Raw genomic sequence first — 24,430 nt, forward strand, 5'->3', positions numbered from 1 at the left:
ATATTATTTTGACCCATGCAGATAGCCCTAAAAAAGTACACCCTAAAACTTGCCCATACCTTTACCATATCCAGAGAATCCCGTGATGAGCAAGATACCTTGATCGTTTGTTTGTCCTTAAATGGAAAGACGGGCTACGGTGAGGCTACATCCAACCCTTATTACGGCATCACCATCGAAAAAATGATGGCCGAAATTGAATCGAACAGAGCCGCTATAGAGACTTATGAATTGGACACTCCCGAAAACTTTTATGAGCACTTGGAGTCGATGGGGTTACATAAGTTTACACTTTGTGCATTGGATTTGGCAGCCAACGACCTTTATGGCAAGCTAAAAGGAAAGCCCTTATATGAACTTTGGGGCACCGACAACAGCCACTACCCTACCACCAATTATACCATCGGAATCGCTAGCATAGAAAAAATGGTGGAAAAATTAAAAGAAAAACCGTGGCCTGTGTACAAGATTAAATTGGGCACCAAAGAAGATGTTGCCATTGTAAAAGAACTCAGAAAATATACCGATGCTATTTTTAGAATAGATGCCAATACCGCTTGGACAGCCGAAGAAACCATCAAAAATGCACCAATCCTAAAGGAACTGGGGGTAGAATTTTTAGAGCAACCATTAAAGGCAGATGATTGGGAAGGCATGAACCTGGTTCGGGAACAATCTGTTTTGCCTGTAATTGCCGATGAAAGTTGTATTGTGGAATCGGATGTGGAACAGTGTGGTCCTTATTTTCATGGTATCAATATTAAACTGACCAAATGTGGCGGCCTTACCCCTGCCCGACGCATGATACAAAAAGGTCGGGAATTGGGACTTCAATTGATGGTGGGCTGTATGACCGAATCTACCGTAGGTATTTCGGCCATAGCACAACTTTTACCGCAATTGGATTATGTGGATATGGATGGTGCCATGCTTTTAAGGGAAGATATTGCCAGTGGGGTAACCATTTTGGAAAACGGTGAAGTTATTTTCCCAACATTGCCCGGTAGCGGAATCCAATTATTGTAATGGCCCACAATTTGCCCAACATACCGAATCGTGAGGTTATTGTTGATGGGAAACCCTATCTCTATTTTGGAGGCACTGCTTATTTGGGAGTTCAAGATTACCCTCCTTTCAAACAATTATTTGTTCAACAAATGGAGCAAAATGGTTTGCACTATGGAGCTTCAAGAAAGGCCAATGTTGCCTTGGATGTGTACTCAAAAGCTGAAAATAATTTGGCCCATTGGGTGGGCAGCGGGGCCTGTTTAACCATGTCCTCCGGTTATTTGGCCGCTCAATTGCTTATTCTAACCTATTTAAAGCTTGGACACCCATTATTTGCTACGCCAAACTCGCATATAGCACTACATACCCAAGGCGTATTCAAGGTTGATTCGATTGAGTCTTTAAAAAAACGTGTGAAGGCAGAAGTTGCGGATGGCAAAACACCCGTCATTCTTTTTGATACCATCGATTTTGAAGATGCCATGTTTCCAAGTTTTGAAGTATTACAAGAAATTCCCCTGGACAAGGTGATTTTAATTGGAGATGATTCTCATGGAATCGGAGTAATTGGACCTTCTGGAAACGGAGCATATCAGTTTTTAAAAAAATTGAGTCCTTCCAAGCTTTTGGTCTGTTGTTCATTGGGTAAAGCATTAGGGATTCAAGCTGGAGCTGTTTTTGGAGACGAAGAGGATATTATAGCCTTAAAAAGTACTGCATTTTTTGGGGGAGCGAGTCCCGCATCACCCGCATTTATGGGCACATTATTAAATGCCCAAAATATATATGCACAAAGATTGGCAACACTCCGAAGAAATTATGTCTCGTTCAAAAACGAATTGAAACAGCCTGATTTTTTTAATCATTTAGAAGGGCATCCCACTTTTGAATTCACCAATAATGCAGTGGCCAAAGCATTGGAAGCTGAAGGATTTCTTTTTACCAATTTCAGGTATCCCGATGATTCTGGCCCTTTGGTCAGTAGAATTGTTTTAAGTGCCTATCACCAAAATGAAGATGTACAAAGATTGGCCGTTTGCATCAATTCTTTGATTTAGTCAACCCTTGCAATCCGACTTTAGCAATTCAACATAACCCTAACGAACTTTTCAAGCTTAAAAACTTCTAACTGATTAACGTTTTATCATTTTTGATACACAAAAAATAGCACATACTCAATATTTACCCCTTCTTTTTTAAAAATGTTAAAATTTATTCTTAACTTTTTAGTAATCTAATCCAGAATAAAAAAGTAGGGCATTATGAAAAAATCTGTTTTATTATTAGCAATTGTTTTTGTTTTCTTAATGACCGGAAGTTTTAAGACTTTAGAAACCAACCGTCCATCCATTGAGGGAACATGGGAGCTTCAAAGTTTTTACAACTACGACGGTGTGAACATTACGGATACGATCACCAAATCGGATGGGTACCGACAAGTTAAGATGTATTCGAAGAATAAAATTATGTGGACCCGCTATGTCCCGGACGACCCCAATGGGCGATTCGGATATGGATCTTACCGGGTTACCAACGACTCCTTAATCGAAGTCATCGAATATGGAGACGACAATATGATGAAAGCCTTGGACACCATGCGGAATTTTAAATTTGAACTGGTGATTACCAAAAACACATTTAGCCAAATTTCAGTAGATGCTGATGGCAACCGAACCTTTTCAGAGAATTACAAGCGGATTGATTGAGTTGACATTCAACAAAAAAAGGCACTGAAATTTCAGTGCCTTTTTTTTTCATCCTTTTATTATGGTTTAGGAAGCCATGACCTCTTTGCTTTCTACTGCCGCAAGATATCTTTCAGCGTCCAAAGCGGCCATACAACCTGTTCCCGCTGCGGTAACTGCCTGTCTGTAGATTTTGTCTTGGGCATCGCCACTGGCAAAAACCCCTGGTTTATTGGTTTTGGTGGATGTAGGCTGGGTGATAATGTATCCCGTTTCATCCATGTCCAATTGTCCCTTAAAAATATCGGTGTTGGGTTTGTGACCAATTGCAATAAACAATCCGGTAATGGCAATTTCTTCTTTCTCACCAGTTTGATTGTTTACCATTCGCAAACCTTCAACCACTTGATCACCCAATACCTCATCGACTTCGGTATTGTATTTTACCTCAATATTTTCAATACTGTTCACACGGTGCTGCATGGCTTTGGAAGCACGCATGTGGTCCTTACGTACCAACATGGTCACTTTTTTACAGATATTGGCCAAATACGAAGCTTCTTCGGCTGCAGTATCACCTGCTCCAACGATTGCCACTTCTTGTCCTTTATAAAAGAAACCATCACAAACCGCACAGGCCGAAACTCCTCCGCCCCTTAAACGCTGTTCGCTGGGAATATTTAAATATTTGGCAGAAGCCCCTGTTGAAATAATTACAGTTTCCGCTTCGATTTCTTTTGAATCATCTACTGTAAGTTTATGAATCCCACCAACTTCATCGCTAAAATCAACGGCCGTGATCATTCCAATGCGCACATCAGTACCAAATCGTTCTGCTTGTTGTTGCAACTGCATCATCATGGTGGGTCCATCGATTCCTTCAGGGTACCCGGGAAAGTTATCTACTTCCGTGGTGGTGGTCAATTGTCCACCTGGCTCCATTCCCGTATACATTACCGGTTTTAAATCTGCTCTAGAGGCATATATAGCGGCCGTATATCCTGCAGGACCCGACCCAATGATCAACGTCTTAATTCTTTCCACTTGTTCTGACATATAATTCTAATCTACTGTTACCTTACAAAAGTAGCTTTTTTGATAAAAAACTTACAATGACGACAATACGAGCCTTTTAAAAGTTGTAAACAATTGGGGATAAACCAAGAAAGTCTTGATGCTTGGTTTATTGAAAGTAAAAAGGAGCCATTAAAATGGCTCCTTTCCGAAAAAAAGTAGGTCAAATTTAAGGGAACTTAGATTTGAGCTTATAAAACCGTTACCACCAAGAGACTCAACCTCAAAAATCCCTTGGCGTAACGGAACCTCTATTTTTAAATAAGATATTAGGTAAAGAACACATAGTACCCTATAATCACCCCATCCTATTCAGAGGTTTTTCTTTTATTGCTATAATGCTTTTCGTTATCTGGTAACAAACATACTACGGTTGCACCAAAAGAAAGTGGGTGAATTAACCAATGGGGCTTCTCCGTTAACGGATGCCCCTTTTCAGTTTATATTTGAGATTTTGAAGTGCCGTGTAGGAAAATATTACAAATAGCAATCAAATGTTGGAATGCTACAGGTGCAGCATCTATTGTACTACAAACTGTACTTCAACTTTTTCTCGATGGTTTCAATCATTATATTGGCAATGTCCTTGCCTGTAGTGTTTTCGATACCCTCCAATCCTGGCGATGAATTTACCTCCAACAATAAAGGCCCTTTATTGGAACGGATGATATCTACCCCGGCAACAGCCAAATCAAAGACTTTGGCCGCTTTAATGGCCAATTTACGTTCTTCTGGGGTGATTTTTATCTTGGATGCCGCTCCACCTTGGTGAATATTGGCCCTAAACTCGCCTTTTTGAGCTTGTCGCTGCATGGAGGCCACCACTTTTCCGTTTACCACAAAGCAACGAATATCTTGTCCATTGGCTTCTTTGATAAATTCTTGCACCAAAATGTTGGTTTGAACACTTTTAAAGGCATTGATTACACTCTCAGCCGCTTTATTGGTCTCGGCCAAAACAACTCCCTTACCCTGGGTGCTTTCCAATAGTTTGATAATCAATGGAGCTCCATTGACCATACGGATAAGGTCTTTGGTATCCATGGGTGATTTGGCAAAACCTGTTGTCGGAATATGAATGTCGTTTTTGGAAAACAATTGGGAAGCAAAAAGTTTATCTCTTGATTTACTTATCGAATCCGCTGAATTTAAACAATATACCCCCAAGGTATCAAACTGTCGTAAAAGTGCACACCCATAGAAGGTGACTGCCGGTTTAATTCTGGGAATCACTGCATCGAACTTATCTAGAATGTTCCCTCCCCTATATCGGATTTCGGGCGTACTTGCATCCAATTTCATATACGCGTGTTCCACATTAAGGAAAACCACCTTATGACCGCGCATTTCGCCGGCCTCTACAATTCTTTTATTGCTGTACAAGTTGGGATTGCTTGCCAACAACCCAATCGTCAGTCCCGATTTTTCGGGCATAAAGGGCTTGTACATTATTTCAAGTTCCTCATCGGAAATTTCTCCTTGACAAAAACTTTTGGAGGGATCCACCAAATATCTTTCATTGATGGCTTCACGCCCCAATAACATGCGGTATTCCATGGTATCCCTATTGGCCAAGGTCAATTCAATTTCTTGGATATTGCCCCCAATATTTACATGGGTTTTGACCACGGGCCTTTCTTCAGAAATACCTTGTGAACTTTTTACGTTACGTGTATCGACCAGTTTAGCTTGACACAAAATGGAAATGCTACGGTTGTCTTGCAAGGGATTCACCTCAAATCGCACCCATTGCTCCAATCCCTTGCTGAAAATCTTAATTTTATTGGCTTGAATCGATGATGTTTTTGCGCCAGAATCTACACGTGCTTTAATGGCCGGTATCCCCATTTCTTCAAAACGGCACCATTCTTCTGTACCCAATATCTTTAAGTTGTCCAAAATGTATTTTTTTTAAGTTACTAATCGCATGATAAACAAATCCATCACCTCGACCAAAATTAAGATAATAATAATCCATTCCAGCCTGCTACTTTCCCTATGATCCATTATATCCTTGAACAAGCTCAGGTTTTCTTTTATAATGTTCCCTTGTTCTTTTATGGTCCGGTAACGTTCTTTTAAATCAAAGATTTGTTTAAGGGCCTTATCCAATCGGTCGAGTTCCCCATCTTCCCAAGCTACTTCATGGGAATCAAAAATATAAAGGTTCTCCGAGATTTGGTTGTTAATGTTCAAGACTCTGGCAATGTGTTTCTTTAAGGCCTTTCCGCCCAAATCCAGTTTTCCATTTTCTTCCAAATAGGAGGTGTGCGCCCTGGTTTCCTTCATAATTTGTTCCGAGAGCCCGGCAAAATAATCCAACGCTACAGATTGTGACAAGTGTAAAAGGGTCAATCGCATGCCTTCTTCATTGGATGCTGGCAAAACCACTTTGTTTCCTGACACTGTTGTTTTGGTCACATCGGAAACCAACTCCACATACAGATCTTCGGTTAAATCCGATGCTCTCCAATCCTCACAGAAAGGCTTCAACTCCATTAAGATTTGACTGATAGAGGTATCATCATAACCAAAAAATGAAACTATTCCATACTTAAAAATATAGAGATAACACCCTTGCTCAGAATAAAAAAGTTCATCCCTGTCGCCAAAAACCAACTCTTTTTGAATGGATTTTCTAACGCCGGGAATGTGAATGCTGGAGGCCAAATGCAAGGCAATGGCCTTACTTTCGTTATGTAGTTGTTTTTCCACAGATGAAACCGTTACTCCTCCTCGGAGCTTTCCAATTCATCGGTATCCAATGAAGATTCTGTATCAGAATCAGCTTCGTTGTCAGAATCATCAAAATCCTCCATGGCCATTACCAATCTTTTGCTCACTTTCACCAAATAGGCAGTGTCCTCGGTACGAACCTCCACACATTCCACCACTTCGTTATTGGCATTTCTAAAAGTTACGATATCGTCGTCGTCGTAACCATCGGGAAACTTTTCCACCAATAGGTTGAGCATGCGGTTATCCAATTTTTTGTAATCCACGATTACTCTTTTCAATGCAATATTTTGTCTGTTTCCCATGATCTACATGTTTAAGAGGTAAGCAAAAATCAATGGTGCCACAATGGTCGCATCAGATTCTACTATAAATTTTGGGGTATCGATATCCAATTTGCCCCAGGTGATTTTTTCATTGGGCACTGCACCGGAATAGGATCCATAACTTGTTGTGGAATCACTAATTTGGCAAAAGTAGCTCCAAAAAGGAGTTTCGGTCTGTTCCAAATCTTGATACAACATAGGCACTACACAAATCGGGAAATCTCCTGCGATACCTCCTCCAATTTGGAAGAATCCAATTCCTTTTTCAGAGTTTTTCATGTACCAATCGGCCAAGAAGGTCATGTACTCAATCCCAGATTTCATGGTACTGGCTTTTAGCTCACCTTTGATCACATAGCTAGCGAAAATGTTCCCCATGGTGCTATCTTCCCAACCTGGAACCACAATTGGAAGGTTTTTTTCTGCAGCGGCATACATCCAAGAATCTTTGATGTCGATTTCATAGTATTGTTCCAAAACCCCGCTCAACAACAATTTGTACATGAATTCATGAGGGAAGTATCGCTCACCTTTTTCTTCGGCCTCTTTCCAAATATCATAAATATGCTTTTGCAAGCGCCGGAAGGCTTCTTCTTCGGGAATACAGGTATCGGTAACGCGATTTAAACCGTTTTCCAACAAATTCCATTCTTCCTGAGGGGTCAAATCCCTATAATTGGGCACTCTTTTGTAATGCGAATGTGCCACCAAATTCATAAGGTCTTCCTCTAGGTTGGCACCGGTGCAGGAAACGATATGAACTTTATCGGTACGGATAATTTCCGCAAAAATTTTGCCCAGTTCTGCCGTACTCATGGCTCCCGCCAAGGATACCAACATTTTGGAACCTTGTTCCAATTGCGCTTCATACCCTTTAGCTGCATCTACCAATGCAGCAGAGTTAAAGTGCAAAAAGTACTTTTGTATGAATTGTGATATTTCTCCTTTATTATTCATCGAAGTCGTCTATTTGGTTAATGGATTTTTTATAGTCGGATTTTCCGCTATCGAATCCTTCTTCACCGTATTCAGTTTCTTTTAAAAATTTATAACTCAACATTTTGTAGTAGAGTTTGGCCGCTAAAAAGTCTGATGACCTATCCACATCGTTCGGGCATAGTTCCACAATATCAAAACCTACTACATTTTTCTCATCAAAAACCCTTTTTAAAAAGTCAAGGGTCTCGTACCAAAACAATCCGCCTGGCTCTGGAGTTCCTGTGGATGGCATAATCGAGGGATCTAAAGCATCCAAATCAAATGTAATATAGACATTGTCTGTCATTAAATCCAAGGCGGTATCCATCCAAAAATCATCGGTAACCATTTCGTGGGCAAAGAAAACTTGGTCCTTGTCCATCACCAAGGTTTCCGAATAGTCCATGCTACGGATTCCAACTTGCACCAAGTTTGTGGTCTCATTTGCCTCAAACATGGCACAGGCATGGTTGTATTTGGAGCCATTGTACTCTTTTCTCAAATCGGTATGAGCGTCCAGTTGCAGCACGGTCAAATCATCAAAACATTCATTAAAAGCGCGGATAGCCCCAATGGAAATGGAATGCTCCCCTCCCACCATGGTCACTAATTTATTGCGTTTAATGTATTCCTTCACCGTTTTGTGAACAGCATTCACCATAGTTTCCGGACTATCAAAGTCTTCGATGGCATCGGCCAAAAAAATACCTTCTTTGTATACCTCACTATCGGTTTCAATATCGTAGGTCTCCATATTTTCCGAAGCTTCCAAAAAGGCCTCCGGACCTTTATCGGCCCCTTTCCCCCAAGTACTAGTTCCATCATAGGGAACGGGCAATAGCACTACTTTGGCCTTTTCGGCCGAGCCGTATTCCTTTGGAATACCGGCATATGTTTTGGTTGTTTTCATTTTTAAGTTAAAATATGCAATCAGTTCTTGCTGTGTGCAGGCAACTCTTTTGATTTAAGAATAGTGGTCGGATTTTTTTCGGTTCCATATCCTAAAATGGATAAAAACTCTCCGGCGGTTTGCTGTTCTGCAAAAATGGAGGTTACTATATTTCCATCTTCGTCCCTATTGATCAATATGTGTTTGGGGTGTGGAATTAAACAGTGTTGCAGGCCACCAAACCCACCTATGGTTTCTTGGTAGGCCCCTGTGTTGAAAAATCCAATATAAAGGGTCTTGTCCTTTTTATATTTGGGCAGATAAATGGCGTTCATGTGCTGTTCCGAGTTGTAATAATCATCACTATCGCAAGTGAGACCACCTAACAACACACGCTCGTATTCTTCGTTCCAACGGTTAATGGGCAACATAATAAACCTTTTACTAATGGCCCAAGAATCGGGCATGGTAGTGATAAAGGAAGAGTTGATCATATTCCATTTTTCACGGTCGTTCTGTTGTTTTTGATAAAGGATCTCATAAATGGTCCCCCCGCTTTCGCCAACAGTAAAGCTCCCAAATTCGGTAAAAATGTTTGGCACATCCACTCCTGCTTCTTCACATGCTTGCCCAATCTGATTGATGATCTCATCTACCATATAGGCATAATCATATTCAAAAGCCAAGGAATTCTTTATTGGGAATCCTCCACCAATGTTCAAGCTATCCAAAGTAGGACATACTTTTTTAAGGTTGATGTATACTCGTAAACATTTTTGTAATTCGTTCCAATAATAGGCCGTATCCCTTATGCCAGTGTTGATGAAGAAATGAAGCATCTTCAATTCAACTTGAGGATTGGTTTTAATGGATTGATTGTAAAAAGGAACAATGTTTTTGTACCCTATTCCCAATCTTGAGGTATAGAACTCAAACTTTGGCTCTTCCTCCGACGCAATACGAATACCGATTTTAAACTTTCCTTCTATGGATTTCCCTAAAAGGTCAATTTCTTCGTAGTTATCAATAATTGGAATACAGTTGTTATGCCCTCCATTGATCAAACCGGCAATATTTTGAATGTACTGGTCTCTTTTAAAACCATTACAAATCACAAAAGTGTCCTTAGTGATTTTCCCATTTTTCTTTAGATGCTGTACAATATCAATATCAAAGGCAGATGATGTTTCTATATGGATATCGTTTTTAAGGGCCTCATTCAATACATGTTCAAAATGAGAGCTCTTTGTACAATAGCAATAGTGGTATTTACCGGCATAGTTGTGTTTTTCAATGGCCGCATTGAACCAACCCTTTGCCCGTTGAATATTATCGGAAATTTTGGGCAAATAAGTAAACTTTAATGGTGCGCCATATTGTTGAACCAAACCATTAAGGTCTACTCCGTGAAACTGTAATTTATTGTCTTCCAATTGAAATTCCTCCTGTGGAAAATCATAGGTTTGCTCGATTAAATCGATGTATTTGGTTTTCATTTGAATTTCGAAAAAATGTAATTAATAGCTAAAAGAAAATTGTTCTGGAATAGCAATTTTTCAGATGCGAAATTCAAATACTGTATAGGGTACAAAGTAAGGAGTCCGTGAGAAATCACGGCTAAAAAAGTGTTGTTTTTCGGAAGTCAGCCCTAGTATTCGGTGTCCTATACTTAAGACGGCTTTTTGGGTAGACTTCCTTATCCCCAAAAGCCCGAATATGAAAAAAGTTTTCAAAGCTTATAGGCAATGCGCCCTGTTATTCTGGACTCATTTGTGGGGCAAACATAAATAAAAAATGAATACAACAACTTTTTTTACATGAAAATTTCATCCTTATAAAAAACTGTTATTCAGAACTTTACAAATATTTAATTTTAATATTCAACTTAATAATAAAAAAATGGTCGTTGGAAAACTCCTAACAACCATCTTTTTGTTTCACTTTTACAACCCCTTTATTTTAACCTACCAATGGTGGTCGTTCGTTGATGAAGGGCTGATTGTAATAACGTCTTCCTGTTGCTTTATAAAGTGCATTCGAAAGTGCTGCAACAACCGGTGGCAATGATGGCTCTCCCAAACCAGTTGGATCTATGCCATTATCCACAAAATGAACCTCAATATTTTTTGGTGCTTCAGAATGGCGAATCAATCGGTAGCTATCAAAATTACTTTGTTCCGGCTTACCATCTTTGAAAGACATGGCACTAAATGTTGAATGTCCAACACCGTCAATAATACCTCCCTCAATTTGGTTTTTGGCACCTAGTGGGTTAATCACAATACCACAATCCACTGCACAGTACACTTTGTCCACACGTGGCATATCTCCACCTCCATCTTCCAAGTCCAATACTTGGGCCACATAAGAATTGTGACAATAATAGGCTGAAACTCCCCTCGCCTTTCCATTGCTATTGGCCCAATCGGATTTTTCCTTGACCAATTTCAACACTCCGGCATAGCGCTCAGGGTCGTAATCGTTTTGTTCTGGGTCACCCACTGGATTGTTAATGGCACGATCAAACAGCTCCAATCGAAATTCGATAGGGTCTTTACCAGATGCTTCGGCGACCTCATCCATAAAAGCTTGTTCTGCACCCGCGATAAAATTGGATCGCGGAGCACGCCATGCGCCTGTGGTTACATTCGTTGCCAAGGTATGTTTTTCAGCCAAATAGTTATCTACTGCTCCTGCAGGGAAACGGTTTTCAAAAACCAAAGAGTCGTTGGTTCCCGCTCCGCGCACATGCCAAGCAATCAAATTTCCATCGGCATCCAGGCCTGCTCTATATTTTACCTTGTATGATGGACGGTAGGTGCCTTGGGTCATATCGTCTTCTCGAGTGTACACCAACTTAATGGGTGCATTCATTTTTTGTGAAATCACTGCTGCTTCAATCACAAACGGACCATACAAACGACGACCGAAACCTCCTCCCATACGGGTCATCATAATATCAATTTTCTCAACGGGCATACCCAATCGGGCAGCCACGGTTTTCTCTGCAAATTCTGGTGTTTGAATAGGCCCCAACAATTCGGCTTTTTCTGGCGTTACATGGGCAAAGAAATTCATGGGCTCCATGGTATTGTGTGCCAAATAGGGTGCCGAATAGGTGCTTTCCACAATTTTGGCCGCGTTTTTAAACGCTGCATCCACATCGCCGTCTTTACGGGCAGGTGTTTCCGTTGGTTTCTCCAATAATGCTAGTAATTCTTCATTGTGATAAGCAGTGCTCTCCGCTTTGGAGCTTTGCTCCCATTCCACTTCCAATGCTTTTTTGGCTTGCATACATTGCCAAGTGCTATCACCAACTATCGCAACCAATTCTGGAATACCACCTCCGTCTGACCATTGTTTTTCAATGCCTTCGGGATACACCTCAAAATGAAAAACATCTTTGATGCCCGGCATGGATTTTACAGCATCGGCATTCATACTTTTATAGGTCATGCCAAATGCAGGTGGATGCACAATCATAGCTGTAAGCATTCCTTCTTTGTTCACATCCAATCCATATAATGGATGTCCGGTCACAATTTTCTTGCCGTCCACATTTTTGGTGTCGGTCCCAATAATCGAGAAATCCTTGGTCTCTTTTAATTGTACTTCTTCAGGAACTTCGATGGACGCAGCAGCAGAAGCCATTTCGCCATAACCGGCAGAATTGCCACTTGCCTCGTGGGTTAAAATTCCTGCTTTCGTGGTAATTTCTTCCGCAGGGACACCCCATGCCTGAGCTGCAGCTTCTTTTAGCATTTGTCTTGCTGTAGCACCGGCCATACGAAGGCTCTCCCATCCTTGTCGGATAGATTGGCTCCCTCCCGCTAATTGTCTGGTGAAAATATCGGTATTTAATGGCGCTTGCTCCACCATCACATCTTTCCAAGCCACATCGAGCTCTTCGGCCACGATCATAGGCATGGATGTTTTTACGTTCTGTCCAATTTCTGGATTGGGAGACATTATGGTCACCATTCCATTATCCCCTACTTTAAGGAAACCGTTAAGTTCGAACCACTCTTTGGGCAAGCTGCTAACCTGTTCGGGTGTCATTTTACAAGAAGCCAACCAGTTAAACCCAATCACAAGTCCACCACTGGCCAATCCTGTATTTCGAATAAAGGCACGTCGTCCTATTTTAGTCTTTACAAGTGTCATTATAGTCGTTTTTGGATTATGATTTGGCCGCTAGTTTAACGGCTTTTTTAATTCTGGTATAAGTTCCGCAACGGCAGATGTTGCCGTTCATGGCCATTTCAATTTCTTCGTCAGTTGGGTTAGGGTTCTTCTCCAAAAGTGCAGATGCTGTCATAATTTGACCTGCTTGACAATACCCGCATTGGGGTACATCCACTTCCAACCAGGCTTGTTGTACTGGGTGGTCGCCTTCTTCCGACAATCCTTCGATGGTTGTGATTTCTGAATTTCCCACAGATGAAACAGTAAGCATACATGCTCGAGTTGCAGTTCCGTCCATGTGAATGGTGCATGCCCCGCATTGGGCAATTCCGCATCCATATTTTGTTCCGACCAAGTTTAAATGGTCACGTAAAACCCAAAGCATAGGGGTAGATGGGTCTACATCTACTTCTTGCTTTTGTCCGTTGATGTTTAGTGTAAAAGTTGCCATGTTGTTAATTAAGTTCTTCTAAATTACAGAAAATTACCCTTTAAGGTAATTACATAAATCAAACCTCTTAAAAAGATTAACAGTAATTTTAAGAAACACCCCCTTTAAATAAACTCATTATAAATAATAATGTGGCTATTTTGGTCAAATGTGAGGATAGAACCTAAACGTCAACGAAGACTATATTTAAAATCATTAAGCTTTTCCCAAGGACTAATATTTTAGTCTTGCGAAAACCGGTAAATGGTCCGATGGGTATCGGGTATCTTTGGAATCGCTTAAAATAGCACTTTTTAGGACAGTGAATTCATCCGAAACAAAAATGTAATCGATTCTACGTTCCACAGGCTGTTCAAATTGAAAGCCATTGAAGGTGCCATCAGGTCCGAAAGCATTTTTACCTGCAGCAATATGCGTATCCTTCATTTCTTTTAAAATGACTTGAACGCCTGGACTATCACTCTCCAAATTAAAATCCCCTGTTACAACCACGGGATAATTTTCGGCATTCAATTCTTTTATTTTTTCAAGGATGAGTTTGGAACTTTCTTCACGGGCCTTTACTCCAACATGATCAAAATGGGTATTGAAGACCATAAACTTGGTGCCATCACTTTTGTTTTTAAAAATTCCATACGTAGAAGTGCGTGGCAAGGCTGCATCCCAACCTTTAGACGGTTTTTCGGGAGTGGTGGACAACCAAAACGTAGACTGCTCCAATAATTCTATTCGCTCCTGATTATAAAAAATTGCAGTATGTTCCCCTCTTTCATCCCCATGGTCTCGGCCTACTCCAAAATAGGTGTATTCGGGTAAACCCTTATCAATTTCTTTTACCTGATGAATCAGCCCTTCCTGTATCCCAAACACATCGGGATTGTAAAAATTGAGTTGTGAAATGAGAAATTCCTTCCGATTGTCCCAATTGTTTGGGGCATCATCAGGGTTATCGTATCGGATGTTATAGGAAATGATATCGATGGTTTGGCTTTTGGCACTCAATACGGATACCACTGCCAACAGAAGGAGAATTGTTTTCTTCATTGGAGATTTTATGACTCAAAATTTAAAATAAATAAGCAAACTATCGAATTTTAGGAGCATGCATGTTATCATATCTTTAATTTATCAGGCTTTTCATGGTCGGGTTGGAGAATATCAACGTTCCCATTCATCAAAATCATCATATAAAAGATGAGTTGGCCCTTTTATTTGAAAAAGCAAACAAAAAACGGCCCCACTAAGGTTATTCTTTATGACGCCAAGCCTAATTTAGGGTGAAGGAGTCCTTTAATTCAGCATCGGAATTGGTTCCGACAAAAATTTCAAATTTCCCCGGTTCAGCTACAGATTCCAATTGGGCATTAAAAAATTTCAAATCATCGGGAGACAAGGTAAGGGTCACCTCTTTGCTCTCCCCTTTTTTCAACATGATTTTTTTGAAGCCCTTCAATTGACGTTTTGGTGGTGTGATACTTCTTATCACATCCCTCAAATAGAGTTGAACCACTTCTTCCCCGTCGTAATTTCCCGTATTTTTCACAGTTACGGTTACCGAAACTGATTCCCCCTGACCAATCTCTTTCTTGCTCAACGTAAGGTTGGAGTATTCAAAAGTAGTATAGCTTAAGCCATAACCAAAAGGCAATAGAGGTGTATTTGGAGCGTCTAGATAATTCGACCTAAATTTTTGAAATTCACCGCTATCGGGGGAAGGTCTCCCCGTAACTTTTGCGCTATGGTAAACAGGGATTTGCCCCACATTCACAGGCCACGTAGCCGTCAATTTTCCTGATGGATTATAGTCTCCGAACACCACATCGGCAATGGCATTTCCAGCTTCTACCCCTGGATGCCATACTTGTAAAATGGATACGGGCATATCAAATTCTTCAGGAATGGTCAATGGTCTACCGCTCATCAAAACCAATGCAACCGGTTTTCCTGTTGCCACTAAGGCTCTGATCAGTTTCTTTTGACTTTCGGGAATTGAAATATCAGTACGACTTGAAGATTCACCGCTCATTTCGGTTGCCTCACCTACGACGGCCACCACCACATCTGAAGATTTGGCCAATTCCACCGCTTCTTTCACCATAGTTTCTGGGGAGCGCTCATCAATCACGATTCTTTCCCCCAAAGCATTTACATTTTTGGCAAAATCGGCATCGTCGGAAATATTGGCACCTTTTGCATATTGTATGGTTGCACTGGAAGCCACATTTTTAAAACCTTCAAGGATCGTTACGGCTAGATTAAAGTCGCCTGTAGGTGCCCAAGTTCCCAACATATTCTCCCTGCTTTCTGCCAATGGGCCAACCAAGGCAATTTTGCCAGTTTTTTTCAAAGGAAGAATGTTGTTATGATTTTTAAGCAACACAAAGGAATGTGTGGCCAATTTGCGGGACAATGCCCTGTTATCATCTGTTAAAATATCCTTTTTTGGCCGTTTGGAGTCCAAATACCTGTAGGGATCATCAAACAATCCTGAAATAAATTTGGCTTCCAATACTCTTCGGCAAGCGTTTGTTATATCGGCTTCGGTAACCTTGCCTTCATCCAAAGATTTTTTCAGTGTGGTTAAAAAGCCTTCACCCACCATATCCATATCCAAACCGGCTTTTAATGCCAATGCAGAAACAGCTTGCAAGTCTCCCAATCCATGGGCCATCATTTCATTTACTGAAGTGTAATCGGACACCACAAAACCTTCAAAACCCCAACGGTCACGAAGCAAATCTGTCAATAACCATTTATTGCCAGAGGCAGGTACTCCATCCACGTCATTAAAAGAACTCATCACACTTGCGGCACCTGCTTTAATAGCAGCTTCATAAGGTGGCAGGTATTGGTTGAACATTTTTATTTTGCTCATGTCCACTGTGTGATAATCACGTCCGGCTTCAGCCGCACCATAAAGCGCAAAGTGTTTTACACAGGCCAACATGGTATGGGCAGCTGCCAAATCATCACCTTGATAACCTTTTACCATGGCTTCGGCTATTTTTGACCCCAAATAGGGATCTTCTCCTGCTCCTTCTGAAATACGACCCCATCTTGGGTCGCGAGCAATATCGACCATTGGTGAAAAATTCCAATTAATACCGTCTGCAGTGGCTTCTTTGGCAGCCAATTGAGCTGCTTGTTGCACCAAATCCATATCCCAACTTGCTGAAAGGCCCAAAGGAATCGGATAGGTGGTTTTGTATCCGTGAATCACATCCGAACCAATAAGCAATGGAATGCCCAAACGGCTTTCTTTAACGGCGATTTCTTGAGCTATCCGAACTTTATCGGGCCCAGCAACCCCAAAAAGTCCCCCAACTTGACCATTCTTGATCTTGGATTCCACATCTTTGCTCACCACCTCACCCGTTGCAACTCCACCACCGGGTGTCAACAGATTTAACTGGCCAATTTTTTCCTCAAGGGTCATTTTATTCAGCAGTGCTTCCACTTCTGGAACTCTTTTTTGGGCTTGCATTCCCCAAAAAGAAAGCACAATACAGGCTAAAAGTATTTTTTTATAGTGCATTATATTAGGTTGTTAGGGGTAACATTTTCTTATTCTGGCATTTCTACAGCGGTTTTCTTGCTGTGTGAAAACAACCAAGGCAACAAATCTGGTTCTGCAAATGCAGGGTCCCAACTATTGTGGTTGGCGAAATCGTACATGGTGAATTTAGGGTGCGCTCCTACTTTCAATAAGGCAGACACCATTTCTACAGACTGCAAAGGATGCACTACATTGTCTTGGGCGCCATGAAACACCCATAATGGCGTATTTTCGGCATAAACAGATACGGATTCTGGTTCACCTCCACCACAAATTGGAACTGCAGCCGCAAACGTATCGGGTTTTCTACTCAATAATTCAAAGGTTCCCATACCCCCCATCGAAAGTCCCATCAAATAAATTTGATCATCCTTGGTGTAAGGTTGGTCGATTGTTGATTGAACCAAATCCATCACCATTTGCATGGGTTTGGTGGGACCATCTTTATATTTAAAATCCAAATTGATAGGATATGAACTTCTATCCACATCTACACTGGCCCAATAACTGTCGGTTGGACACTGGGGAAATATCACTACAGCAGGATAACGTTCTTGTAGGTAATCGGTAGCAAATAATTTTGCCCCGTTCCAAAGTTGCTTTTCGTTATCGTTTCCACGCTCCCCTGCTCCATGAAGAAACAAAACCACAGGATAGTTTCCATCTTCTTTGAAATTTTTTGGGTACATGATGCGATACCTTAAGGTATCGTTCCCATCGATTATCATTTCGGCTTTGTACTTGGATTGCCATTGTGCGGAAACCATGGTACAAACAAACATCATCAAGAATAAAGTGCTTAGTTTTTTCATATCAAAATCCTAGTTTGGTTAAACCGGCCTGTACATCTTCGTTTGCCATAAATAGGTCCCAAAGCAATCCGGTACGATAGTTTTCAATCATGATGATCTGCGGTCCTTGGTCAATGGCCAAATAGGCTTCTGCCACCCAATCATATTCTGGGCTAAAGGCATCATAAAAACCAGCTGGCCCCAATAAATCATCACTATTTTTATAAAAGTAATGCATTGCGGCCAAAGATTGTTCGGGCGTGTATGGAATTGAACTGATTGCGGCTGTTGGTGAAATAATCCCGGTATCGTTACTTGGGCTATGGGCATTGTATCCCAAGCTGTCATCGCTATTGCGGGAATAACTGGCAGTTAAACCCCAGCAATCCTCACCATAATCTTGATAAAACTCGGGATTGTCCACACAGTATTCATAATTGACCATGGTGTGGTTCACATTTACATCCCAATAATTTACATAATCATCGGAAAGGTTTCTTGGGTCTAATCCCAAATACGAATAATGTGCCCAAAACAAGGGTCCACCAAATTGTTCATTGCCGTTATGCTTCACTAAAAGTGGATAACCGTATTGGGTATTCGAGGAGCGGATACCCCCTCCAGAGGCCCATCCGTTGGTGTAAACTTCCTTTTCAATTCCGAAATCAGGTGATGCCGCGGCCATTACATAGGTAATCAACACCTCATTATAGCCTTTCAATTGCATATTCATATCAAAATTGTAGTTGGGACTCCAATGCCAATACAATGTATTTTGATTTTGTGTGTACCAATCCCATTCTACACCCTTCCATAATTCATCAGCTTGTTGTGCCAATGCTTGCTCAGCATCTGAACCATTTTTGAAGAATTCCTTGACACAAATCAATCCTTGCGCTAGAAAAGCCGTCTCTACCAGATCTCCACCATCGTCCATGGTACTAAAAGGAATTACTGCACCTGTTCCGCCATTTATCCAATGGGACCATGCGCCGTGAAAACGGTCCGCATTCTCCAAAAAATCCAACAGGATATTCAAACGTTCCACTCCATCAGCTCTGGTGACGAAACCTCTTTCTATTCCTACCAAAATCGACATCAATCCAAAACCTGTTCCTCCTGTGGTCACCACATTGGCGCTGTTTCCCGGGTCGTTTGGATGGTATCTTTCCCTTGCCCCGCCAGAATTTGCTTCGGCATAATCCCAGAAATATTTAAAAGTGGTTGCTTGGGTCAAATCCAGTAGTTCTTCATCGGAAATTGTAGGGGTATCATCACCATCGGAACCGTTACCAGGCAATTCGGGTGTCGTTGGAATGTAGGTATAATCATCCCCTCCTCCACACGAGAAAATCAATGTGGAGAACAGGATAAGATATATGGTGTTTTTAATCATTAATTATTTCATATTTGGGCTTTCAAATCCCAATTTCATCAAACCTTTTTGTACGTCTTCATTGGCCATGAACAATTTCCAGAACAATCCACTACGGTAATTTTCAACCATCACTGGAATGGGGCCTTGGTCGATGGCCAAATATCTTGGCAAATACCATTCCGATTCTAAACTAAAGGCATCATAAGGTCCGTATTTTCCAATCAAACTATCTTGTTGGTTGTACATGAACCTCATGAATTTTATACTTTCTTCTGGTGTGTATGGCATGGATGAAAGTGCGGCGGTGGGTGAAATCACCCCTAAATCCTCTCCTGGGCGGTGCCCTGCATATCCATTGATGGAGTAGCTGGAGGTCAAGCCCCAACAATCTTCGCCATAACCTTTGTAATCCATTGGGTTGTCCACGGCATATTTATAATGGATCAACGCATGGTTTTGGTTCAATTTCCAATAGTCACCGAATTGATCTTTCAATCCTTTGGGGTTTAATCCCAAATAGGAATAATGGGCCCAGAAAAGTGGTCCAACGGGTGCATCACTATGCTCGTAGTGGTTCATTTCGGTCTTTAGTCCATAATAGGTGGTGTCCTTTGCGATTTCACCATCAACGCCCCAACCTTTTTCGTATACTGATTTTTCAATGGAGTGTGTGGGTGAAGCGGCAGCCAAAATGTACATGATAAGGGCTTCGTTATAACCTCCTACGGGGAAATTCATTTCCCATTCGTACTCTGGGCTCCAATGCCAATACAGCACATCTTCCCCATTTTTAGTGTACCAGTCCCACTCGACACCTTCCCAAAGTTCTTGGATTTTTTGGGCGAGTTGTTGTTCGCGATCATTTCCGTTTTCAAAATAGGCTTTTACGATCAGGAGTCCTTGCACCAAGAAGGCGGTTTCCACCAAATCTCCCCCATTGTCTTTTTTACTGAAAGGGGTCACTTTACCCGATGGCAATAACCAGTGCGGCCATGCCCCATGAAAACGATCGGCTTTATCCAAAAAGTCTATGATCCGCTCATAACGTTCCAGGGCTTGCTCACGGGTAATGAATCCTCTTTCGACACCAACCAAAATGGCCATAAGTCCAAATCCTGAACCTCCCGTGGTTATGATATCCTTATCGTGATTGGGATAGATCCCATCCATGTGCATACGTTCTCTGGCCAATCCTGAAACGGGTTCCGCTCCCTCCCAAAAATAATTGAAGGTTTGGTACTGAAGCGTGTCCAACATGACCTCATCTGCCAAGGCAAGACTATCTGCATCTATTTCTGATGTTGTTTTGGCGTCTTGCTTAGTTTTTTGGCCATTGCACCCTATAATTAGGGTGGCAATGGCCAATGGAATTAAAATTAACCTCATACAAACTAAATATTCTACTAATTAGCAGTGCCAAGCACTTAATTATTCATAATTTCTTGAATTTCTTCTTGTGTCAACGTTCTATCGAATAGGTATAGATCATCGATAAAACTAGTATCGGAAAGGTGATTCCAACCACTAAAATTGGGTGCTCCCGATCCAATGGATAGGATGGTGCAATTGTCCCAACTTATGGTCTTACCTGCCATATCACCAGTATTCACCACAGGTTCTCCGTTGAAGTAAATCAATGTTTCGGTTTCGGTCACCGTAAAGGCTACGTGCACCCATTCGTTTGCTGTTACATCGATAACATCACCATCGTTCCAAACATCACCTGCATCGGTTCCTAAATGAAGTTTGATGCGCTGTTCATCGGCACTTCCCTCACGAAATAATCTAAATCCTGATGACAAATCATTATCTGCACCATTCATTGGAGGGGCAACCGTCAAGATTCCCGCTCTATCGGGGTCTCCACTTACTTTATACCAGAATGCCCCACTAAATTGGTTGCTGAACAAGCCATCGATTGGGAATGTTAAGTATGAATCTGTAGCTCCTGCGTAGGCATCGCTCCCTTTTGCGCTTTCTCCGGCAAAACCAGGGGTTCCCTCTACTGTTGCTACTGCTCCAGAATTGTCATCAACATTGGTTCCGTCAAAAGGCATATATAATGTTGACCCATAATTTTTAGGGGCAACATCACCTCCAAAAACTTCGGCCACTTCTTCTGCGGTCAATGCTTTGCTGAAGAATCTTAAATCATCGATGCTACTATTATCGGAAGCGTGCCCCCAATAATCAAAGGTTGGTCCACCAGAACCAATGGTGAAGGTATCACTACCTGTCCAATCGATTGGAGCAGACATCGCTGAAGTCAATGCTTCGGCACCGTTCAAATAAATAACGCTTTCGGTGCTTGAAATGGTGAAGGCAATATGCACCCATTCTCCTGCGGTGACATCAATTATACCTCCATCATTCCAACTTTCACTGCTTCCTGTTCCAACATTTAGCTTAATGCGTTGTTCGTCAGCGCTTCCTTCACGGAACAAACGGAAACCTTGGTTTCTATCGGTTGCATCATCACCGATAGTAATAATTCCTGCTCTATCTGGGGTTGCATCCACTTTATACCAGAACGAACCACTAAACTCTGCGGACATTAGCCCATCTGCTGGATAGTTAATGTATGAATCTGTGGCTCCTAAATAGGCTTGATCTCCAACTTGACTTTCATCTGTAAAGCTTGGTGAACCTACGGTACTTGCTGCCTTACTTCCAATCAAGTCGATATAATCCCCATCAAAAGGCATATACAACGATTCTCCTGGGAATTGAGGCATATAAGGATTAGCCGCATTGATCATGATTTGGATATCACTTTGTGTCAAGGCCTTATTGAAGATACGAAGCTCATCCATTTGACTTGCATCGTAACCATGATCCCAGTAGTCAAAGGTTGGTCCACCTGAACCTATATGTAATTCCTCACAACCTGTCCAATCGATAGGTGCTGGCAAATCAGCAGTTAACATTTCAACACCATTGAAATAAATGGTACTCTGTGTTTGGGAAATGGAAAGTGCTACGTGCACCCATTCTCCTGCGGTCACATCGATTACACCACCATCGTTCCAACTTTCTCCTGCTCCTGTACCCACATTTACTTTGATGCGCTGTTCGTCAGCATTTCCTTCACGGAACAAACGGAAGCCTTGATTTCTATCGTCGGCATCGTCACCCACGACCAAAATACCGGCTCTATCGGGAGTAGGATTGACTTTGTACCAGAATGTCGCACTGAACTCGGAGCTTTTAAGTCCATCCATTGGGAATGTTAAATATGAATCTTGTGCACCTTCAAAAGCGTCGGCCCCCAAAAATCCGTCTCCCGCAAAACCTGGATTACCTACTTCACCTGCCTCTTGGAAGCTGATAAAGTCCATATAATCAGCATTGAATGGCATGTACAAAACTTCACCATCAAATTGAGCACTATAGGGTGCCAACTTGGCAAAGTTCACTTCTTCTGTAGTGGTTTTTCCTTCGATGTCGGTGGCGGTCACAGTTACTTTGTGATCTCCATTGCCCAATCCATCATAAGTTACTTCTTCCAATACGATTCTATAATCCTTAAAAGAGGAAAAGGAAGCAATCTGCGACCCGTCCATGGCCACTGAAACATTTGTCACCTCGATATCGTCGGTCACTTCAAACACAATATCAATGGAGGTTTCTTCCTCAAATGGCATAAGTTCCACGCCTTCTGTTGGATATGTTATGGTCACTTGTGGCGCTGATTCGTCCACACCTGCATCCACTGCAGTGATGGGGTCGATACCTTCGTTACAAGAAATCACCAGGATCCCCAAAAGCATCCAAATGGATTTTACTATATATTTCATCTTGTGTAGTTTATTTAGTTAGTTAATCGTCGCTACCGCTTCCGCCCAAGCTTGGAAGTGCATCCAACTGTGCTTGTGGATAAGGCAATAACTCTTTATCTGCTGTAAAGGTTCTTCCATCGTAGCTCAATTCGCTGTAGTTGTCCAAACGGATCATATCGTAGTAGCGGATACCCCACTCCATGCCCAATTCGGCAAATTTTTCGTCCATTACATCCTCTGAGGATACACCTGAAACAGTTGACATTCCTGCTCTTGTACGTACTAGGTTTACCGCTTGGTCTGCTGTCATACCTGAACCGCTTGCTCCTCGCGTCAAGGCTTCGGCATACATTAACAGTACTTCTGCGTAGCGCATTACGATCATGTTTTTACCGCCAGCATAATCATTTCTCTGATCGGTCAATTGAACGGATGGCAAATAGTGTTTTCCACTGGCAAAAAGAGCTCTTGCGTAATCGTTGATCACATCGCCATCTCTAGTAGTATTGCTCACAAACGATGGTAAGGTTGCATAATTGGGATCTGTTTGTAATTCTGCAATACCACGGTCTGTAAATAGCACACTAGTTTCCAATCTTTCAGTTTCCCCTCTATCCAACATAAACTTGATGAATTTCATACTTGGCTCATAAAAGCCCCATCCTCCAGAGGCATTTTCTCTTGCCGGGGTCCAACCTTGAGGTCCAAATGGTGCATATAGGTGATAGAACGTATCTCCCGTACTAGAACCATAATCAGAGAATTGAAGTTCAAAGATGCTCTCATCGCTCAACTCTCCTGGTTTTTTGAAAAGGCTGTAGAAGTCTGGGTGCAAAGAAAACTTGTTAGAGTTGATAATGGCTGCACAGGCATCGGCCACTCCTTGGTAATCTTCCATTTCCAAATGAGCCATCGCTTTTAAGGCATAGGCGGTATAGCGAGTAACTCCACCCGGAATATCTGTTCGTTCGTTGGGCCTTAAGTTGGGCAATAAAGGAATGGCCTCATCCATTTGATCTGAGATAAATTGCATCATCAGTTGCTTGGAAACTGGTCCATTCGCTATTTCTGCATCTGGTTGGGTAGATTCGATAATAAATACATCACTCCAAACTCTTGCCAAATTAAAGTGCAACCAGGCACGCATTACTTTTATCTCAGCAATGTATTGGTCTGCCGTGGCTTTTTCGCTTTCATCGGCAAAATCCTTGAAGTTCTCGATTAGCTCAATTTGAGTGTTTAATTGAACGATATCTCCATAGTGCACATTCCAAAGGGAGTTGTACATCCAATATCCTTGGGAGTACACGTAATTATCGGTATCGGCAAAGGGCTGCTGGTCTCCTAAACCTCCTGCATTTACATCATCGCCACGAACAGAAAGCAATAAAGGTTCTTCCCATCCTCTGGTAGCAATAATATAGTAGGATCCCACCAAGGCTTGCACCATATCTTCGGTGGCCGTGTAATCAAGGTCATCGGCATTCAACTGACCTTCAATGTCGTCAAACTTATCGGAACAGGATTGCAAAGTAAATATCGCAATCAGCACCAATACCATTCTATATATTAGGTTATTATAATTCTTCATCAC

At 41.7% G+C, this 24,430-nt stretch carries 19 protein-coding genes; 3 read left to right on the top strand and 16 right to left on the bottom strand.

What is annotated here, in order from left to right; translation table 11 throughout:
- Positions 1-15: 15 nt before the first annotated feature.
- The 3 genes from ABT310_RS00875 (at position 16) to ABT310_RS00885 (ending at position 2,714) form a co-directional block, all read left to right on the top strand.
- Positions 16-1,026, top strand: coding sequence for a dipeptide epimerase (locus tag ABT310_RS00875; RefSeq protein WP_375324885.1), 1,011 nt, complete (start codon positions 16-18; stop codon positions 1,024-1,026).
- Positions 1,026-2,066: an aminotransferase class I/II-fold pyridoxal phosphate-dependent enzyme gene (locus ABT310_RS00880; protein WP_375324886.1), complete on the top strand. Its 1,041-nt coding sequence runs from the start codon at positions 1,026-1,028 to the stop codon at positions 2,064-2,066. Before ABT310_RS00875 ends, ABT310_RS00880 begins: the two co-directional genes overlap by 1 nt.
- Positions 2,067-2,270: 204 nt before the next feature.
- Complete coding sequence (locus ABT310_RS00885; protein WP_375324887.1) at positions 2,271-2,714, top strand: hypothetical protein; 444 nt, start codon at positions 2,271-2,273, stop codon at positions 2,712-2,714.
- Positions 2,715-2,780: 66 nt separating this feature from the next.
- Here ABT310_RS00885 and trxB read toward each other — a convergent pair whose 3' ends face one another.
- The 16 genes from trxB to ABT310_RS00965 all read right to left on the bottom strand — a co-directional run bounded on the left by trxB (position 2,781) and on the right by ABT310_RS00965 (position 24,427).
- Positions 2,781-3,749, bottom strand: coding sequence for a thioredoxin-disulfide reductase (gene trxB, locus ABT310_RS00890; RefSeq protein ID WP_375324888.1), 969 nt, complete (start codon positions 3,747-3,749; stop codon positions 2,781-2,783).
- Between the two features lie 546 nt (positions 3,750-4,295).
- Positions 4,296-5,669 (bottom strand): 30S ribosomal protein S6--L-glutamate ligase, encoded by a 1,374-nt coding sequence (gene rimK, locus ABT310_RS00895; protein WP_375326131.1) that lies wholly within the window; start codon positions 5,667-5,669, stop codon positions 4,296-4,298.
- Between the two features lie 9 nt (positions 5,670-5,678).
- Positions 5,679-6,482 carry an RMD1 family protein gene (locus ABT310_RS00900; protein ID WP_375324889.1) on the bottom strand — a complete coding sequence of 268 codons (804 nt, stop codon included), beginning with the start codon at positions 6,480-6,482 and terminating at the stop codon, positions 5,679-5,681.
- Positions 6,483-6,493: 11 nt separating this feature from the next.
- A complete protein-coding gene (locus ABT310_RS00905) occupies positions 6,494-6,808 on the bottom strand; it encodes a hypothetical protein (protein ID WP_375324890.1) in 315 nt (104 codons plus the stop codon).
- Between the two features lie 3 nt (positions 6,809-6,811).
- The gene (locus tag ABT310_RS00910; protein WP_375324891.1) at positions 6,812-7,786 is read right to left on the bottom strand and encodes a deoxyhypusine synthase family protein; all 975 of its coding nucleotides are present in this window, start codon (positions 7,784-7,786) and stop codon (positions 6,812-6,814) included.
- A complete protein-coding gene (gene speB, locus ABT310_RS00915; RefSeq protein ID WP_375324892.1) occupies positions 7,779-8,717 on the bottom strand; it encodes an agmatinase in 939 nt (312 codons plus the stop codon). Before speB ends, ABT310_RS00910 begins: the two co-directional genes overlap by 8 nt.
- 20 nt (positions 8,718-8,737) lie before the next feature.
- Positions 8,738-10,192, bottom strand: a complete 1,455-nt coding sequence (locus tag ABT310_RS00920) for an arginine decarboxylase (RefSeq protein WP_375324893.1) — start codon at positions 10,190-10,192, stop codon at positions 8,738-8,740.
- A gap of 463 nt (positions 10,193-10,655) precedes the next feature.
- Positions 10,656-12,860, bottom strand: coding sequence for a molybdopterin cofactor-binding domain-containing protein (locus tag ABT310_RS00925; protein ID WP_375324894.1), 2,205 nt, complete (start codon positions 12,858-12,860; stop codon positions 10,656-10,658).
- A gap of 16 nt (positions 12,861-12,876) precedes the next feature.
- Positions 12,877-13,332 (bottom strand): (2Fe-2S)-binding protein, encoded by a 456-nt coding sequence (locus tag ABT310_RS00930; protein ID WP_375324895.1) that lies wholly within the window; start codon positions 13,330-13,332, stop codon positions 12,877-12,879.
- 213 nt (positions 13,333-13,545) lie between these two features.
- The gene (locus ABT310_RS00935) at positions 13,546-14,376 is read right to left on the bottom strand and encodes an endonuclease/exonuclease/phosphatase family protein (protein WP_375324896.1); all 831 of its coding nucleotides are present in this window, start codon (positions 14,374-14,376) and stop codon (positions 13,546-13,548) included.
- A gap of 223 nt (positions 14,377-14,599) precedes the next feature.
- Positions 14,600-16,867 carry a beta-glucosidase BglX gene (gene bglX / locus ABT310_RS00940; protein ID WP_375324897.1) on the bottom strand — a complete coding sequence of 756 codons (2,268 nt, stop codon included), beginning with the start codon at positions 16,865-16,867 and terminating at the stop codon, positions 14,600-14,602.
- Positions 16,868-16,896: 29 nt separating this feature from the next.
- Positions 16,897-17,700 carry a prolyl oligopeptidase family serine peptidase gene (locus ABT310_RS00945; protein ID WP_375324898.1) on the bottom strand — a complete coding sequence of 268 codons (804 nt, stop codon included), beginning with the start codon at positions 17,698-17,700 and terminating at the stop codon, positions 16,897-16,899.
- 1 nt (position 17,701) lies between these two features.
- Entirely contained in the window at positions 17,702-19,075 is a 1,374-nt protein-coding gene (locus ABT310_RS00950) for a glucoamylase family protein (protein WP_375324899.1), read from the bottom strand.
- 3 nt (positions 19,076-19,078) lie between these two features.
- A complete protein-coding gene (locus ABT310_RS00955; RefSeq protein WP_375324900.1) occupies positions 19,079-20,443 on the bottom strand; it encodes a glucoamylase family protein in 1,365 nt (454 codons plus the stop codon).
- A 38-nt stretch (positions 20,444-20,481) separates the two neighbouring features.
- Positions 20,482-22,854, bottom strand: a complete 2,373-nt coding sequence (locus tag ABT310_RS00960) for a LamG-like jellyroll fold domain-containing protein (protein WP_375324901.1) — start codon at positions 22,852-22,854, stop codon at positions 20,482-20,484.
- Between the two features lie 22 nt (positions 22,855-22,876).
- Positions 22,877-24,427 carry a RagB/SusD family nutrient uptake outer membrane protein gene (locus ABT310_RS00965; protein ID WP_375324902.1) on the bottom strand — a complete coding sequence of 517 codons (1,551 nt, stop codon included), beginning with the start codon at positions 24,425-24,427 and terminating at the stop codon, positions 22,877-22,879.
- Positions 24,428-24,430: the final 3 nt, after the last annotated feature.

The sequence above is a fragment of the Flagellimonas cixiensis genome (assembly GCF_042134615.1).
GTDB classification, from domain to species: domain Bacteria; phylum Bacteroidota; class Bacteroidia; order Flavobacteriales; family Flavobacteriaceae; genus Flagellimonas; species Flagellimonas cixiensis.